We start from the raw sequence: 16,296 nt of genomic DNA, 5'->3' as shown, positions 1-16,296 counted from the left end.
CGGCCGGGTCGCGTGGGGGTCAGCAGCGCGGCGCCACGTAGCCGTTGCTGCCCGTGCGGACGTAGGTGTCCGAGACGTAGCGGCCGCTGCCGATCCGGTCCCAGAGCTTCGAGGTGCCCGTCGGCCCCGTGACCGTCTCGCCCGGCTTCTGGCACTGGATGGTGACGCGGGTGCCGGCGCTCAGGCGGCCGACCTTGGAGTACGACGTGCCGGGCCCCGAGCGGACGTTGACGTCCGCGGCGATCGCGTACGTCCTGGCTGCCGCCGCCTCGGCCACGATGGCCTCGGCCAAGACGGTCTCGGCGCCCTCTGGTGTGATGACGTTCTCGCTCATGGTCTTCCCCCGTAACCGGCGGCGCGGGCCGCCCTTGGCGTGTTCCTCACACCAAGGACGCGCCCGCGCCGCAAAAGGTTTCCCGGGTTCAGCCGAGCTTCGACACGTCCCGCACCGCGCCCTTGTCGGCGCTCGTCGCCATCGCGGCGTACGCGCGCAGGGCCGCGGAGACCTTCCGCTCGCGGGCCTTCGGCTCGTACACGCCGCCCAGGGCCTCGCGGCGGGCGGCCAGCTCCTCGTCGGACACGAGGAGCTCGATGGAGCGGCCAGGGATGTCGATGCGGATCCGGTCGCCGTCCTCGACCAGCGCGATCGTGCCGCCGGACGCCGCCTCGGGCGAGGCGTGGCCGATCGACAGGCCCGACGTACCGCCGGAGAAGCGGCCGTCGGTGACCAGGGCGCAGGCCTTGCCGAGGCCTCGGCCCTTGAGGAAGGACGTCGGGTAGAGCATCTCCTGCATGCCGGGGCCGCCCTTGGGGCCTTCGTAGCGGATGACGACGACGTCGCCTTCCTTGACGCCCTTGTTGAGGATCTTCTCGACGGCCTCTTCCTGCGAGTCACAGACGACCGCGGGGCCCTCGAAGGTCCAGATCGACTCGTCGACGCCCGCGGTCTTCACGACGCAGCCGTCCACGGCGATGTTGCCCTTGAGGACGCCGAGTCCGCCGTCCTTGGAGTAGGCGTGGGCGACGTCGCGGATGCAGCCGTTCGCGGCGTCCGTGTCGAGGGTGTCCCAGCGCTCGGACTGGGAGAAGGCCTCGGCGGAGCGCTTGCAGCCGGGAGCCGCGTGCCACAGCTCCACGGCCTCCTCGGAGGCGGAGCCGGAACGGATGTCCCAGGCGTCCAGCCACTCCTTGATGGAGGGCGAGTGGACGGTGTGCACGTCCTCGTTGAGCAGCCCGCCGCGGTACAGCTCGCCGAGGAGCGCGGGGATGCCGCCGGCGCGGTGCACGTCCTCCATGTAGTACGTGGTGGTGGGCGCGGCGTTCGGGGCGACCTTGGCCAGGCAGGGGACGCGGCGCGAGACGGCGTCGATGTCGGTCAGGTCGTAGTCGACCTCGGCCTCGCGGGCGGCGGCGAGCAGGTGCAGGATCGTGTTCGTGGAGCCGCCCATGGCGATGTCCAGGGCCATGGCGTTCTCGAAGGCTGCGTGGGTGGCGATGTTGCGCGGCAGGACGGAGTCGTCGTCGCCGTCGTAGTACCGCTTGGTGATGTCCACGACCGTGCGGCCCGCGCGCTCGTACAGCTCCTTGCGGGCGGTGTGCGTGGCGAGGACCGAGCCGTTGCCCGGCAGGGAGAGGCCGATGGCCTCGGTCAGGCAGTTCATGGAGTTGGCGGTGAACATGCCGGAACAGGAGCCGCAGGTCGGGCAGGCGTTCTCCTCGATACGGAGGATGTCCTCGTCCGAGATGTTCTCGTTCACCGCGTCGCTGATCGCATTGACCAGGTCGAGCTTGCGGACCGTGCCGTCGACCATTGAACTCCATGCGCCGATGCCGCGCCTCAGCGGATCGCCTCGGAGACGATCCGGCCGACCGGCTGGAGGTGGGTGTGGCCCGGCACGAACTCCGTGAAGGAGTTGGCCACGGCGATGATCGGCTTCCGCCCGATGTCGGCCCCGGGTACACCGGAGGCGCGCATAAGGGCGCGGGCGCCCGCCATGTTGCGGCCGTGGGTGACTGTGCGGGACCTGAGCTCGGGCATCGTCGCTCGCTCCTTCGTAAGAGATGGGGCTGCTGTCGAGCGTACGCCGCGGCTCCAGGATCTGGACAGGGTGTCCGGATGACGGGACGGGCATCTCGGCGGACGAACGGGGTCGGTCGTACGCCGGTCAGCTGCCCCTGCGCCACGGGCGCCACCCGTGCCACGACGCGGCGGCGGGCCCCGACGGTGCGCCGGAGGTCACGGGCGGGGCACCCGCACCGCCGACGCCAGGTGCAGCCGCGTGAAGGCGAGCGCCTCGGCGAGGTCGGCCTCGCGTTCGGCGCTGGACATGGCGCGCCGGGTGTTGACCTCGATGACGACGTGCCCGTCGAAGCCGGTAGTCGCAAGGCGCTCCAGGAGCTCGGCGCACGGCTGGGTGCCGCGGCCGGGGACGAGGTGCTCGTCCTTGGCGGAGCCCCTGCCGTCGGCGAGGTGGACGTGGCCGAGCCGGTCGCCCATGCGGTCGACCATCTCCATCGCTTCCGTGCGGGCGGTCGCGGTGTGCGAGAGGTCGACGGTGAAGTGGCGGTAGTCGTCCTTGGTGACGTCCCAGTCGGGGGCGTACGCGAGCATCTCGCGGTCGCGGTAGCGCCAGGGGTACATGTTCTCGACGGCGAAACGCACGTCGGTCTCGTCGGCCATGCGCCAGATTCCGTCGACGAAGTCGCGCGCGTAGTTCCGCTGCCAACGGAAGGGCGGGTGCACGACGACCGTCGACGCGTCCAGCTTCTCGGCGGCGGCCTTCGCGCGCTGGAGCTTGACCCACGGGTCGGTCGACCAGACGCGCTGCGTGATCAGCAGGCACGGGGCGTGGACGGCCAGGATCGGGATCTGGTGGTAGTCGCTCAGTCTGCGCAGGGCCTCGATGTCCTGACTGACGGGGTCGGTCCAGACCATGACCTCGACACCGTCGTAACCCAGGCGTGCGGCGATCTCGAAGGCCGTCGCCGTCGACTCCGGATAGACCGAGGCCGTCGACAGGGCGACCTTCGCATCCGGGATGCGCACCACTGGTTCTGCCACGAAGGACAGGGTACGGGCCGCGCCCGGACGCCGGGGAGGTGGCCTCACCCCGCCCCGCTCAGGCGGCCGGGGGGAGGTGGTCGAGCCGCCGCAGGATCACGCCCTCACGCAGCGCCCACGGGCAGATCTCCACGGATTCGACTCCGAAGAGGTCCATCGCGCCCTCCGCGACGAGCGCCCCGGCGAGCAGCTGCCCGGCCCGGCCCTCGGAGACGCCGGGCAGCTCCGCGCGCTCGTGGGTGGTCATCGCGGCGAGTCGCGGCACCCAGTCCTCCAGGGACTTCCGCTTCAGTTCGCGCTGTACGTAGAGACCGTCCGCCGAGCGTGCGGCGCCCGCCAGGCGGGCGAGCTGCTTGAACGTCTTCGACGTCGCCACGATGTGGTCGGGGGCGCCGAAGCGGGCGAACTCCCCCACGGTGCGGGCGATCTGGGCGCGCACGTGCCGCCGCAGGGCCTTCACGTCGGAGGGGTCCGGCGGATCCTTCGGCAGCCAGGCCGCGGTGAGCCGGCCGGCGCCGAGCGGCAGGCTGACCGCGCAGTCCGGTTCCTCGTCCATGCCGTACGCGATCTCCAGCGAGCCGCCGCCGATGTCGAGGACGAGCAGCTTGCCCGCGGACCAGCCGAACCAGCGCCGGGCGGCGAGGAAGGTGAGCTTGGCCTCCTCCTCGCCGGAGAGCACCTGGAGATCGACGCCGGTCTCCTCTCTCACCCGGGCCAGGACCTCGTCGGCGTTGGTCGCCTCGCGCACGGCGGAGGTGGCGAAGGGCAGCACTTCCTCCACGCCCTTGTCCTCGGCGGCCTCCATGGCCTCCCGCACGGTGGCGACCAGGCGGTCGACGCCGTCGGGGCCGATCGCCCCGGCCGGGTCCAGGAGTTGGGCCAGGCGCAGATCGGCCTTGTGCGAGTGCGCGGGCAGGGGGCGCGCGCCGGGGTGGGCGTCGACCACGAGCAGATGCACCGTGTTCGACCCCACGTCGAGGACACCGAGTCTCATGCACGGAACGCTACGCCGCATGGGGCGCCCGGCTGGCCCCGGGCGGCCCACCGCACGCATACCCTGGAGTTGTGCCAAAGACGAAAAAGACGAAGGCCGACAAATCGAAGTCGGGGAAGTCGTCGCCCAAGCCGCCCGGGTCCCAGGAGCCGACGAAGCAGGGGGAGCTGGAGAAGGTGGGAAGTCCGGGCAAAAACGAGAAGTCGGGCAAGCAGGCCAAGCCAGGCAAGACAGAAAAGTCGGGCAAGACGAGCAAGACGGGCAAGGCTGGAAAGCCCGGTAAGGCCGGGGTCCCGGAACAGGCCGCGAAGCCCGGGCGGCCCGAGAAGGCCGAGGAGATCGGGAAGTCCGGCAAGCCGGCGCGGACCGGGCTGGGCGAGCCGGACGAGAAGGGCCTGGACTTCGCTCGGGCCTGGGTGGAGTTTCCCGACCCCGCGGACGACGAGCAGATCTTCCGCTGCGACCTGACCTGGCTGACCTCCCGCTGGAACTGCATCTTCGGCAGCGGCTGCCAGGGCATCCAGGCGGGCCGCGCCGACGACGGCTGCTGCACGCTGGGCGCGCACTTCTCCGACGAGGACGACGAGAAGCGCGTCGCCGGGTACGTGGAGCGCCTCACGCCCGACATCTGGCAGCACCACGACGTGGGCCGGGAGACCGGCTGGGTCGCCACGGACGAGGACGGCGACCGCCAGACCCGTCCGTACAACGGCTCGTGCATCTTCCAGAACCGCCCCGGCTTCGCGGGCGGCGCGGGCTGCTCGCTGCACATCCTGGCGCTCCGGGAGGGCCGCGAGCCCCTGGAGACGAAGCCGGACGTCTGCTGGCAGCTGCCGGTGCGCCGGACGTACGAGTGGATCGACCGGCCCGACGACACGCGCGTCCTCCAGGTGTCCATCGGTGAGTACGACCGGCGCGGCTGGGGCCCTGGCGGCCACGACCTGCACTGGTGGTGCACGTCGGCGACCTCGGCGCACGGCGCGGGCGACCCGGTGTACGTCTCCTACCGCCCCGAGCTGATCGAGATGATGGGCAAGGAGGGCTACGACCGCCTGGTGGAGCTGTGCGAGGAGCGCCTCGGCGCCCAACTCCCCCTGCTGGCACCGCACCCGGCGGACCCCGCCGGGTAAGGCTCAGCCCTGGCTGGGCGTGCCCCCGCCCTCACCCGGCGGCGATGAATCCCCCGGCCCCGGATCCGACGGCGTGGGCTCCGGGTCCGGTGGCTTCGGTGTGGGATCGGGGTCGGAGGGGCCGGGGTCGGAGGGACCCGGGTCCGAGGGCCCGGGATCGGAAGGGCCGGGGTCGGAGGGGCCGGGATCCGAGGGCCCCGGGTCGGACGGCCGGGGGTCGGTGGGCCGCGGCCCCGGACCCGGCGGCGTCGACGGGCGGCCGTCGCCGTACCCGTCGATCGAGATGACCGCGCCCGAGGGCGCGATGGCGACCCGGGCGCGCCAGTGGCCGGACGGCTCGCGGTTGTGGTCGACGTAGACCTGGATGGTGACGGACTCCCCCGGCGCGAGCGTTCCCGACGAGCGGCTGAGGTAGAGCCAGGACGCCTGCTCGCTCACCGACCAGCGGACCGGTGAACCGCCGGACGCCGTCAGCGTGATGAGCGTGGTGTCGCCACTCGGCTGCGCGTCCACGGTCAGGCGCCCGGGACCCGTGGCCGAACCGGAAGCGGCCCCGCCGCTGATGACCTCCACGGAGACGTCGGACGAGCGGCCGCCCGCGGTGAAGCGGGGCCCGTCCTTCTTGCGGGCATTGCCCGCGTTCTCGTAGCCGCGTACGTCACCGCTGCCGAGGCCGCCGGGGCCCCCGCCCTCGCTCGCGGTGACCGCGCCGCCGTCGTGGCCCTCTCCGGTGACCGGCGCTCCCCGATAGGCGGCCCAGAGGGCGAGCACCGGGGCGGCCACCACGGTGGCGACGACGGTCGTCGTGACGGCACGCGCGCGTAGGCGGTCGCGGCGCGCGGCGTGGTCCTTGGGGTCGATCGGGAAACCGCGCCGGTCGTAGCGGGGGAGGGCGCCCCGCGCGCGGGGCCGTGCGCCATGGCTGCGGGCAGGGCGTCCCGCGGGCCTCGACCACGGGGAGGGCGGCCGGGCTGACGGCGGTGCCGGGCCAGGCGCCCGCTCCGGCGCGCTCGGCGGTGCGGCGGCAGCGCGGGCAGTCGTCGACGTGCCGGACGAGCTCGCGGCGCAGGGCCGTGCCGAGCAGCACCTGGTTGTCGCCGGTGAGGCGGGCGACGATGGGGCAGTTGCCGGTCTCCACGACGGCGAGCGCGGCGCGGGTGCGCTCCACCTCGCAGGCGGCGGAGGCGAGCAGGCTGCGGGCCTTGGCGAGGTCCATGCCGAGGACGGCGGCGATCTCGGCGGGGGCGAGCTGGTGGCGCACGGCAAGCTCCAGGGCCTCGCGCTGCTCGGGGGTCGTGCCGGCGGCTTCCGGCCAGGCCAGCTGGGCCAGTTCGCGGTGGCGCCGCTGCTCGGTCTCGTCCGGGGCGTGCGGGGCGGTCTTCGCGGCGCGGGCGGTGCCCGCGCCCGGGCGGCGTGCGCGCCCTGGCGGTCGCGCTTGGCCTCGGCCAGTAAGCGCAGACAGACCCAGCGCGCGAGGGCGTAGAGCCAGGGGCGCAGCTCGCGGTCGGCTTCGGGGCCGCGCGAGCCCCGCCGCTCCGCCAGGTGGAGCACATCGCCCAGCGCCGCGGTCGCCGCGTCGTGATCGCACAGGACGGACAGGCAGTACGTGAACAGGCCGTCCAGACACGGTTCGTAGCGCGCGGGCGGGGTCGTCCGGGGCGCCGTGCGGGGCGCCGTGCGCTTGCGCGCGTCACGGTGCGCCCGGTGTGCGCCGGTTGCGTTCGCGGGAGTTTCCGGCCTGCTGCTCATCACCCGTGCGAAGTTAGGCGGATGATGCAGGCCGCTTCCTCCTCCTCGCACACATTTAATCCTTACGGGTGAACAGATCCCTCAAAAGGGGACAGGAACCCACCATTCCGCAGTCTTGACTTGCGCGGGGAACCTGTCGGCGCGCTGGCGTGGAGCCCGTTGTCAGTGGCCTCGGCTACGGTTCCGAGCATGGCTGCCCGTACGAAAACCGCTAAGGACAGGCCGTCCTACCGCTGCACCGAGTGCGGCTGGCAGACGGCCAAGTGGCTCGGCCGCTGCCCAGAGTGCCAGGCCTGGGGGACGGTCGAGGAGTACGGCGCGCCCGCGGTCCGCACCACCGCCCCCGGCCGCGTCACCTCCTCCGCCGTCCCGATCGGCGAGGTCGACGGCCGCCAGGCCACTGCCCGCTCCACCGGCGTCCCCGAGCTGGACCGGGTCCTCGGCGGTGGCCTGGTCCCCGGCGCCGTCGTGCTGCTCGCGGGCGAGCCGGGCGTCGGCAAGTCCACCCTGCTGCTCGACGTCTCGGCGAAGGCGGCCAGCGACGAGCACCGCACCCTCTATGTGACCGGTGAGGAGTCGGCGAGCCAGGTCCGGCTGCGTGCCGACCGCATCGGCGCCATCGACGACCACCTGTATCTGGCCGCGGAGACCGATCTGTCCGCCGTCCTCGGTCACTTGGACGCGGTCAAGCCCTCGCTCCTGGTCCTGGACTCCGTGCAGACGGTCGCCTCGCCCGAGATCGACGGTGCGCCCGGCGGCATGGCGCAGGTCCGCGAGGTCGCGGGCGCCCTGATCCGCGCCTCCAAGGAGCGCGGCATGTCCACCCTCCTGGTGGGCCACGTCACCAAGGACGGCGCCATCGCGGGCCCCCGCCTCCTGGAGCATCTCGTCGACGTGGTGCTCCAGTTCGAGGGCGACCGGCACGCGCGCCTGCGCCTGGTCCGCGGCGTCAAGAACCGGTACGGCACCACGGACGAGGTCGGCTGCTTCGAGCTGCACGACGAGGGCATCACCGGCCTCGCCGACCCCAGCGGACTCTTCCTGACCCGTCGTGCCGAGCCCGTCCCCGGCACCTGCCTCACCGTCACCCTGGAGGGCCGCCGCCCCCTGGTCGCCGAGGTCCAGGCGCTCACGGTCGACTCGCAGATCCCGAGCCCCCGGCGCACGACCTCCGGCCTGGAGACCTCCCGCGTCTCGATGATGCTGGCCGTCCTGGAGCAGCGCGGCCGGATCACCGCGCTCGGCAAGCGGGACATCTACAGCGCGACGGTCGGCGGCGTGAAGCTCTCCGAGCCCGCCGCGGACCTCGCCGTCGCCCTCGCGCTCGCCAGCGCGGCGAGCGACACCCCGCTCCCGAAGAATCTCGTGGCGATCGGGGAAGTGGGCCTGGCGGGCGAGGTCAGACGGGTCACGGGCGTCCAGCGCAGGCTGGCCGAGGCGCACCGGCTCGGCTTCACCCACGCCCTCGTACCGACCGATCCCGGCAGGGTCCCCGCCGGTATGAAGGTCATCGAAGTCGCCGACATGGGGGACGCCCTGCGCGTCCTTCCGCGATCCCGTCGCCGAGAGGCCCCACGGGAGGCGGAGGAGCGCCGGTAGACTTTGCCCTGGTCTCGCCCATCCGTACGAAGTCAGACGTACGCAAGAGGCTTGGACAACCTGCGACCGAGGGAGTGCAGTGGCAGCCAACGACCGGGCAGCGAACCCCGGCAAGTCCGGCGGTGGCTCGGCCGCCGATGTGCTGATGCGCGCCTCCCTGAGCGCCGTCGCGCCCGGCACGGCCCTGCGCGACGGCCTCGAACGCATCCTGCGCGGCAACACCGGCGGCCTGATCGTCCTCGGCTGGGACAAGACCGTCGAGTCGATGTGCACGGGTGGTTTCATCCTGGACGTCGAGTTCACGGCGACGCGTCTGCGCGAGCTGTGCAAGCTCGACGGCGGCATCGTCCTCGACAAGGACATCACCAAGATCCTGCGCGCCGGCGTGCAGCTGGTGCCGGACCCGACGATCCCCACCGAGGAGACCGGCACCCGCCACCGCACGGCCGACCGCGTCTCCAAGCAGGTCGGCTTCCCGGTCGTCTCCGTCTCGCAGTCCATGCGCCTGATCGCGCTGTACGTGGACGGGCAGCGCCGCGTCCTGGAGGACTCGGCGGCGATCCTCTCCCGCGCCAACCAGGCCCTCGCGACCCTGGAGCGGTACAAGCTCCGTCTCGACGAGGTCGCGGGCACGCTCTCCGCCCTGGAGATCGAGGACCTGGTGACGGTGCGGGACGTCACGGCGGTCGCCCAGCGCCTGGAGATGGTGCGCCGCATCGCCACGGAGATCGCCGAGTACGTGGTGGAGCTCGGCACGGACGGCCGCCTTCTCGCGCTCCAGCTGGACGAGTTGATCGCGGGCGTCGAGCCCGAGCGTGAGCTGGTCGTCAGGGACTACGTGCCCGAGCCGACCGCCAAGCGCTCCCGCACGGTCGACGAGGCGCTGTCCGAGCTGGACGCCCTCACCCACGCGGAGCTGCTGGAACTGTCCACCGTGGCCAAGGCCTTGGGGTACACCGGTTCACCCGAGGCCCTGGACTCCGCCGTCTCGCCGCGCGGCTTCCGACTGCTCGCCAAGGTTCCCCGGCTTCCCGGCGCCATCATCGACCGCCTCGTCGAGCACTTCGGCGGCCTCCAGAAGCTGCTGGCCGCCAGCGTGGACGACCTCCAGACCGTGGACGGCGTGGGCGAGGCCCGTGCCCGCAGCGTCCGCGAGGGCCTCTCGCGCCTCGCGGAGTCGTCGATCCTGGAGCGGTACGTCTAGCCCTTGGCTCTCTCGCCAGCCGCCCTCGGCCCCTGACCCTTCTTCTAGTCCTTCTCCAGGACGAAGGAGGCACGGGCGGTGCCGAGGCCGGGGGCCTTCGCCTCGACCAAGTAGGTGCCCGCGGGTGCCGACGCCGGCGAGGGCGTCGCGCACTGCGGGGCGCCCGCGCGCCGGTCCCACTGCACGGTGTGCGTGACGCGGCCCTCGGCCGGCACGCGCACCAGCAGGCTGCCGCTCCCCGAGGGGCAGTCGTCGGAGGACCAGAACTCGTCCTCGCCGTCGGCCTGAGTGATCGTCAAGACCGTTCCCTTGCCGCCCAGATCGACCTTGCAGGCCTTGCCGCCGGTGTTCTCGGCGATCAGCTCGAACTTCGGCTTCTCGTCGATCCCGTACTCGTTCTGGACGCTGCGCACCTTCAACTTCACCGCGCTTCCGGTGCAGTTGGGCAGTTTCGTGCCGGCCGGGAGACGGTCGCCCGAGCCGGCGCCGCCCTTGGCGTCGTCCGGACCGCCACCCGCGGAGCCGTCCGAACCGCCGGAGCCACCGGATCCGCCCGAACCGGAACCCGAACCCGAACCCGAACCGGAACCGGAGCCCGATCCCTCGTCCGACTCGTCCCGCCCGCCCGGGTGTTCACTGATCGCGGGCCCGGAGCCGGATGGCCCGGGAGTGATCGACGTGGCGGGGCCGTTGCCGCCCGGCCCGTCGGCGCCGTTGTTTCCGCCGCCGCCCCCGGAGGTGGCGACCCAGACGGCGAGTAGCACCAGCAGACCGAACACGGACAGCAGAACGGCCCTCCGACGCCAGTAGATGGTGGAGGGAAGCGGCCCGACCGGATTGCGCAGAGATCCCACGCCCAAACCTTACGAGAGATCCGACGCGTGTCCTGCCCCACCCGCCGTCCTGGGCAACAAAGTTTGCCGATCATCATTCCGGAACCGGCTCCCGGCCCTGTCCATCGTCAGGGGGTCCCACGGGACGATCGCCAGATGTGACGATTCGGACTCACTCCGTACCGTCCGTAATCATGGACACCATGGACGACGATCTCTACCGCGACATCACCGGCTTCGCCCACGACACTCCCTCGTGGTTCCAGCACCTCGCCGAGGTGTGGACGGAGCTCGGCCTGCTTCTCTTCGGCGTGCTTTTCGTCATCGCCTGGTGGCGGGCCCGGCGCGGTGACCCCCGCGCCCTGGCCATCGCGGTGCTCGCCCCGCTCGCCACGGCGGTGGCGTACGTGTGCAGCGAGCTGCTCAAGTCGGTGATCGACGAGGAGCGCCCCTGCCGGGCGGTGTCCGGCGCGCTGAAGCCGCTCGTCGAGTGCCCCGCCTACGGCGACTGGTCCTTCCCGAGCAACCACTCGACGATCGCGGGCGCCGCCGCCATCGGCCTCGCGCTCGCCTGGCCGCGCATCGCGGCCCTGACGGTCCCGATGGCCGTGCTCATGGCGTTCTCGCGGGTCTTCGTCGGCGTGCACTACCCGCACGACGTGGCGGTCGGCCTCGTCCTCGGCGCGGTGCTCGCGTTCGTGGTGGTACGGATCACCACGCGTCCCGTGGCGCGGGTCGGGCAGGCGATGCGTGGCTCGTCGACGGGCATCGTGAAGTGGTTCGCGGGTCCGGGCCCCGCCCTCGCGCCGTCGCCCGCGGCGGATCCGGCGGCGTACGACTCCCCGACGATGACGTTCCGCCGTCACGACTCGCACCGCCACTGACGCCGACGCGCTACCGCGTCCGCGGGGCTCAGTCCGCTTCCGGGACGAGCCCCGCCTCGTACGCGACGATCGCCGCCTGGACGCGGTTCTTGACTTCGAGCCGTTCGAGGACCGCGCTCACATACGCCTTGACCGTGCCCTCCACGAGGTGCAGGCGGGCGGCGATCTCCGGGTTGGAAAGGCCCGCGCCGACCAGGCCGAGGACCTCGCGTTCGCGCGGGGTGAGGGTCTGGACGCGGGCGCGTGCGGCGGCGCCGCGGCCCATGCGCCGGGCGCCGAAGCCGTCGATGACGTGCCGGGCCACCTTCGGTGAGAGGAAGGCGGCGCCGCCCGCCACCGCCCGTACGCCCGCGATGAGTTCATGCGGGTCGCCGGACTTCAGCAGGAAGCCGGTGGCGCCGCCGCCCAGCGCCCGTGCCACGTACGCGTCTTCGGAGAACGTCGTCAGCATGGCGACGGCGGCCCCCGGCACGGTACGGACGATCTCCTCGCCCGCGGCGAGCCCGTCCAGGCGCGGCATGCGGATGTCGAGCAGCGCCACGTCGGGGCGGTGGGCCTGGGCCAGGGAGACGGCCTCGCGCCCGTCGGCGGCCTCGGCGACGACCTCGATGTCCCCGCCCGCGGCCAGGATGGCGCGCACGCCCGCGCGGATCATGGCCTCGTCGTCGGCCAGCAGGACCCGGATGGGCATCGTCTGGTTCACCGCGCACGCTCCTTTTCCATCTCACCTGCCGTGGGGATCACGGCCTTGTCCACGAGGCGGTTCCTGCTCTCGCCGCCGAAGCAGATCCTGAAGTAGGGGACGGCGGTGAAGAGTTCACCGCTCGCGCGGTAGTACGCGCAGTCGGCACCCTTTGGCGGCGGGGTCGGCGCGCGCTCCACGGGCGGGTCGGCGGCGGCCCGGCCGGGCAGGACGCGGGCCGCCTCGGCGCGGGGTGTACCGACGCGCAGCCGCGCGTAGTCGGCGGGGTCGAGGACCGAGTGGGTGCGTGAGTACGCGTACCAGGCGAAGGTCCCGCCGACGAGCAGCGCCCCCGTGGCGACGGCGCCGCCGAAGGCCAGGACGGTGCGGCGGCGCGCGTACGCGAGGTGGGCCCCGAAACGGGGCGGCGCCGGGGCGCTCCCCTCGGCGGGAACGCGCGCGGTGACCCGGAAGCCGTCGCCGTGCGGCCCCGCGTCGAAGGTGCCGCCCAGGTCGGTGACGCGGGCCCGCAGACCACGCAGCCCGCTGCCACCCTCGGAGGCCGAAGCGGGCTCCTGGGGACGGCCGTTGGTGACGGTAACCGTCGTCGCGTCACGGCCGCGCGCCACGGTAACGGTGACGTGGGCGCCGGGCGCGTGCTTGGCGGCGTTGGTCAGGGCTTCCTGGACGACGCGGTGGACGGTGCGGTCGGTGGGGGGTGCGTTGGTGGGGGGTGCGGGCCTGGCTTCGGGGGGCGCCGCCTTGGTCGCGGGCCCCGCCCCGGCCACAGGCGCCGCCCCAGCCGCGGGCACCACCCCCGCTTCAACAACCCCCGCCGCCAAACCCCCGCCCCCCTCCTCCTCGTACACGATCCGCAGGCCCGACTCCGACGCGCGGGCGATGAGGTCCGCGACCGTTTCGCCGGTCGGGGACAGGGGGGCCGGCTCGTCGTCGGCCTCGCGGAGCAGGCCGATGATCGCGTGCAGGCGGTCCGTGGCGTGGGAGGCCGCCGCGCGGAGGTCGGCGGCGGCCTCGCGGTGCGGGGCCGGCAGGTCGGGGGCGACCTGGAGGGCGCCGGCGCGGACGGCGATCAGGCTCAGTTCGTGGCCCAGGGAGTCGTGCATGTCCTGGGCGATGCGGGCCCGTTCCCGCAGCCGGGCGCGGTCGGCGACGATGCGCTGCTCGCGCTCCAGCTGGTCGGCACGGGCCCAGCCGGCGGCGGCCAGTTCGCGGCCCTGGCGCCAGTAGCGGCCGGTGAGCCACGGGAAGACCGTGCCGAACACGAGCGTGCCCATGAGGACCAGCCACTCGACGACGGGGTCGACGTCGCGCACGGCGATCTTGACCGTGCCGACCAGGGCGATGGCGCCGAAGGCGAGCAGGGCAGGGCGTGCGCGGTCCGCGCGGCGGCCGAGAAGCAGGGCGAAGACGGCGAGGGCGGGCCCGTAGGAGAGCGTGAAGAGGGACGAGCCGGCGGCGAGGCCGAGGGCGGCCGCCGCGAGGAAGGCGGGCAGCGGCCGGCCGCGGCGGATCGCGACGGCGGCGGCGAGGACGGCGAGCGAGGTGATCTGCTGCCAGGCCGGGCGGGGTTCGTTCATGCCGAGCCGGTCCACCGACACCACCGGGACGGCGAGCGCCGCCCACAGCAGCGCGCTCCTCGTACGTCTCTCCACCGCCCCGACGCTACGTGGCCGGTGGCACCTGCCGCCCCTGCCGATCGTCAGGTGCGCGCGGGGCCGCACCGGACACACCCCGCCCCGAAGAACCCGTGGATCCGTGGAACCGCCGGGGGCCGTGGCAGGATCGGTGGTGCCATGACTGCTCCCACGAAGCCCACGCCGAACAGCCCGGCCCCGGGGGACTCCCCCGAGCCCACCGGGGACGCCCTCCACACCCCCGTCATCGCCTGGTTCGACGCGCACGCCCGTGATCTGCCGTGGCGGCGCGAGGACGCCGGGCCGTGGGGCGTGATGGTCAGTGAGTTCATGCTCCAGCAGACGCCCGTCAGCCGGGTCCTGCCCGTGTACGAGCAGTGGCTGGCCCGCTGGCCCCGCCCCGCCGACCTCGCCAAGGAGGCGCCCGGCGAGGCCGTCCGCGCCTGGGGACGGCTCGGCTACCCGCGCCGCGCCCTGCGGCTGCACGGCGCGGCCGTCGCCATAACGGAACGGCACGGTGGCGACGTACCCACGCAGCACGCCCAGCTCCTCGCGCTGCCCGGCATCGGGGAGTACACCGCGGCCGCCGTGGCGTCCTTCGCGTACGGGCAGCGGCACGCCGTCCTCGACACGAACGTCCGCCGGGTCTTCGCGCGGGCCGTGACCGGGGTGCAGTACCCGCCGAACGCGACCACCGCCGCCGAGCGCAGGCTCGCCCGCACCCTGCTGCCCGAGGACGAGCGCACCGCCTCGCGCTGGGCCGCCGCCTCGATGGAACTCGGCGCCCTGGTGTGCACCGCGAAGAACGAGAACTGCGGGCGCTGCCCGATCGCCGACCGGTGCGCCTGGCGCGCGGCGGGCAAGCCGGCGCACGACGGCCCGGCCCGCCGCGGCCAGACGTACGCGGGCACGGACCGCCAGGTGCGGGGCAAGCTGCTCGCGGTGCTCCGCGAGGCCTTGACGCCGGTGCCGCAGGCGACGCTCGACCGGGTGTGGGACGAGCCGGTGCAGCGGGCCCGCGCGCTGGACGGCCTGGTCGCGGACGGTCTCGTGGAGCCGCTGCCCGACGGCCTCTACCGGCTGCCTCTGACCTGACGGCAGGGGCGCCCCGGGCCCTGGCAAACGCAGGTATTTACGCCGGCCCTACTTCTGTTACACAACCTACGCACAGCCGTGCGCCCGCCGCTGGCTGCTCCGCACAACCCCGTGACACGGCCTCCGTAGCTTCTTGCCTGTACCGCACAGGCAAGGACCGCGGTCGGCACATGGGGACGGAACGGAGGCGGTTTGATATGGCGCACGGCGAGGTGCTCGAGTTCGAAGAGTACGTCCGCACTCGGCAGGATGCCCTGCTGCGCAGTGCCCGGCGCCTGGTCCCGGACCCCGTGGACGCCCAGGACCTGCTCCAGACCGCGCTCGTACGGACGTACGGCCGCTGGGAGGGCATAGCCGACAAGCGCCTCGCCGACGCCTATCTGCGCCGCGTCATGATCAACACGCGGACCGAGTGGTGGCGGGCGCGCAAGCTCGAAGAGGTGCCCACCGAGCAGCTGCCCGACGCCAGCGTGGAAGACTCCACCGAACAGCACGCCGACCGCGCTCTGCTCATGGACATCATGAAGGTGCTCGCACCCAAGCAGCGCAGCGTCGTCGTGCTGCGACACTGGGAGCAGATGTCCACAGAGGAGACGGCCGCCGCGCTCGGCATGTCGGCCGGAACGGTCAAGAGCACGCTGCACCGGGCGCTCGCCCGGCTCCGGCAGGAGCTGGAGAGCCGGGACCGCGAGGAACTGGTTGCCGGCGCGCTCGGACGTGAGGAGCGGGAGCGTTGCGCGGCCTAGGCCCTGAGGCCAAGTCAGGCGTGAAGGCGGTGGGCACGGCGGTGGCCGTGCTCACCGCCGTCGGCCTTTCCCTCTCCGCCTGCTCGACCGGCGGTTCCGGCGCGCGCGACGAGGGCCCGGCCCGCAGCGAGCCCGTGGTCTCCGCCTCGCCGTCCGGGTCGCCCTCGGTCTCCGTGCCGTCGGAGAAGATCGACGCCGTGCGGCTCGTGAAGAACGACCCGAAGGTCAGCCCGGCGGTCAAGCGGGACCTGAAGCCGTGCGCGGGCAAGACGTACCCGATCGACGTGTCGTACGGCGACCTGACCGGGGGCTCCGCCGCCGACGTCGTGGTCAACGTGCTGACCTGCGCGGACGCCGTCGGCATCGGCAGTTACGTGTACCGCGCCGAGAGGGGCGGGTACAAGAACGTCTTCACGGCCGAGGAGCCCGCGTCCGTCTACGCCGAGATCGACCGGGGCGACCTGGTCGTGACGAAGCAGCTGTACGAGAAGGGCGACTCGGTGGCGTACCCCTCCGGCGAGGAAGTGATCACGTACCGCTGGTCCGCGAACCACTTCACCGAGACCGAACGTACGCGCAGCGACTTCAGCAACGCGGTGGGCGGCGAGGAACCCGCGCCCTCGGTGGAGTGACGACGGCACGCCCCCTGCCCGCACAGAACGCA

13 protein-coding genes and 2 pseudogenes are annotated in these 16,296 nt (G+C 73.0%); 7 read left to right on the top strand and 8 right to left on the bottom strand.

Features of this window, described 5'->3' with window-relative positions; translation table 11 throughout:
- Positions 1-19: 19 nt before the first annotated feature.
- The 4 genes and pseudogenes from KKZ08_RS21590 to KKZ08_RS21575 all read right to left on the bottom strand — a co-directional run bounded on the left by KKZ08_RS21590 (position 20) and on the right by KKZ08_RS21575 (position 4,055).
- On the bottom strand, positions 20-334 hold the full coding sequence (locus KKZ08_RS21590) for an SH3 domain-containing protein (protein ID WP_223776024.1): 315 nt from the start codon (positions 332-334) through the stop codon (positions 20-22).
- A gap of 88 nt (positions 335-422) precedes the next feature.
- Positions 423-2,038 (bottom strand): annotated as a pseudogene (ilvD, locus tag KKZ08_RS21585) (dihydroxy-acid dehydratase).
- A gap of 198 nt (positions 2,039-2,236) precedes the next feature.
- A complete protein-coding gene (locus tag KKZ08_RS21580) occupies positions 2,237-3,061 on the bottom strand; it encodes a sugar phosphate isomerase/epimerase (RefSeq protein ID WP_223776023.1) in 825 nt (274 codons plus the stop codon).
- 58 nt (positions 3,062-3,119) lie between these two features.
- Positions 3,120-4,055 carry a Ppx/GppA phosphatase family protein gene (locus KKZ08_RS21575; RefSeq protein ID WP_223776022.1) on the bottom strand — a complete coding sequence of 312 codons (936 nt, stop codon included), beginning with the start codon at positions 4,053-4,055 and terminating at the stop codon, positions 3,120-3,122.
- A 338-nt stretch (positions 4,056-4,393) separates the two neighbouring features.
- Here KKZ08_RS21575 and KKZ08_RS21570 point away from each other — a divergent pair, with 338 nt between their 5' ends.
- Positions 4,394-5,185, top strand: coding sequence for a hypothetical protein (locus tag KKZ08_RS21570; protein WP_223779140.1), 792 nt, complete (start codon positions 4,394-4,396; stop codon positions 5,183-5,185).
- Between the two features lie 3 nt (positions 5,186-5,188).
- Here KKZ08_RS21570 and KKZ08_RS21565 read toward each other — a convergent pair.
- Positions 5,189-6,937 (bottom strand): annotated as a pseudogene (locus KKZ08_RS21565) (hypothetical protein).
- A gap of 186 nt (positions 6,938-7,123) precedes the next feature.
- Between KKZ08_RS21565 and radA the strand changes: the two are divergent.
- Together radA and disA are read left to right on the top strand one after the other, a co-directional pair.
- Positions 7,124-8,533 (top strand): DNA repair protein RadA, encoded by a 1,410-nt coding sequence (gene radA / locus KKZ08_RS21560; RefSeq protein WP_223776021.1) that lies wholly within the window; start codon positions 7,124-7,126, stop codon positions 8,531-8,533.
- Positions 8,534-8,612: 79 nt separating this feature from the next.
- The gene (gene disA / locus KKZ08_RS21555) at positions 8,613-9,737 is read left to right on the top strand and encodes a DNA integrity scanning diadenylate cyclase DisA (RefSeq protein ID WP_223776020.1); all 1,125 of its coding nucleotides are present in this window, start codon (positions 8,613-8,615) and stop codon (positions 9,735-9,737) included.
- A 44-nt stretch (positions 9,738-9,781) separates the two neighbouring features.
- Here disA and KKZ08_RS21550 read toward each other — a convergent pair whose 3' ends face one another.
- Positions 9,782-10,591: a hypothetical protein gene (locus KKZ08_RS21550; protein ID WP_223776019.1), complete on the bottom strand. Its 810-nt coding sequence runs from the start codon at positions 10,589-10,591 to the stop codon at positions 9,782-9,784.
- Positions 10,592-10,764: 173 nt separating this feature from the next.
- Here KKZ08_RS21550 and KKZ08_RS21545 point away from each other — a divergent pair, with 173 nt between their 5' ends.
- Complete coding sequence (locus tag KKZ08_RS21545; RefSeq protein WP_223776018.1) at positions 10,765-11,454, top strand: phosphatase PAP2 family protein; 690 nt, start codon at positions 10,765-10,767, stop codon at positions 11,452-11,454.
- A gap of 28 nt (positions 11,455-11,482) precedes the next feature.
- On the opposite strand, the gene KKZ08_RS21540 is transcribed toward KKZ08_RS21545, so the two are convergent.
- Positions 11,483-12,145 carry a response regulator transcription factor gene (locus tag KKZ08_RS21540; RefSeq protein WP_223779139.1) on the bottom strand — a complete coding sequence of 221 codons (663 nt, stop codon included), beginning with the start codon at positions 12,143-12,145 and terminating at the stop codon, positions 11,483-11,485.
- Positions 12,146-12,153: 8 nt separating this feature from the next.
- On the bottom strand, positions 12,154-13,809 hold the full coding sequence (locus KKZ08_RS21535) for a sensor histidine kinase (RefSeq protein ID WP_223776017.1): 1,656 nt from the start codon (positions 13,807-13,809) through the stop codon (positions 12,154-12,156).
- 141 nt (positions 13,810-13,950) lie between these two features.
- Between KKZ08_RS21535 and KKZ08_RS21530 the strand changes: the two genes are divergently transcribed.
- The 3 genes from KKZ08_RS21530 to KKZ08_RS21520 all read left to right on the top strand — a co-directional run bounded on the left by KKZ08_RS21530 (position 13,951) and on the right by KKZ08_RS21520 (position 16,264).
- Complete coding sequence (locus tag KKZ08_RS21530; protein WP_223776016.1) at positions 13,951-14,886, top strand: A/G-specific adenine glycosylase; 936 nt, start codon at positions 13,951-13,953, stop codon at positions 14,884-14,886.
- Between the two features lie 197 nt (positions 14,887-15,083).
- Positions 15,084-15,632: a SigE family RNA polymerase sigma factor gene (locus KKZ08_RS21525; protein ID WP_223776015.1), complete on the top strand. Its 549-nt coding sequence runs from the start codon at positions 15,084-15,086 to the stop codon at positions 15,630-15,632.
- Complete coding sequence (locus KKZ08_RS21520) at positions 15,620-16,264, top strand: hypothetical protein (RefSeq protein WP_223776014.1); 645 nt, start codon at positions 15,620-15,622, stop codon at positions 16,262-16,264. Before KKZ08_RS21525 ends, KKZ08_RS21520 begins: the two co-directional genes overlap by 13 nt.
- The last annotated feature ends 32 nt before the right edge of the window (positions 16,265-16,296 follow it).

It is taken from the genome of Streptomyces sp. 135 (genome assembly GCF_020026305.1).
Lineage (GTDB): Bacteria > Actinomycetota > Actinomycetes > Streptomycetales > Streptomycetaceae > Streptomyces.
The sequence above is the reverse complement of the archived record's forward strand: the minus strand, read 5'-3'. Positions and strand labels throughout refer to the sequence as shown.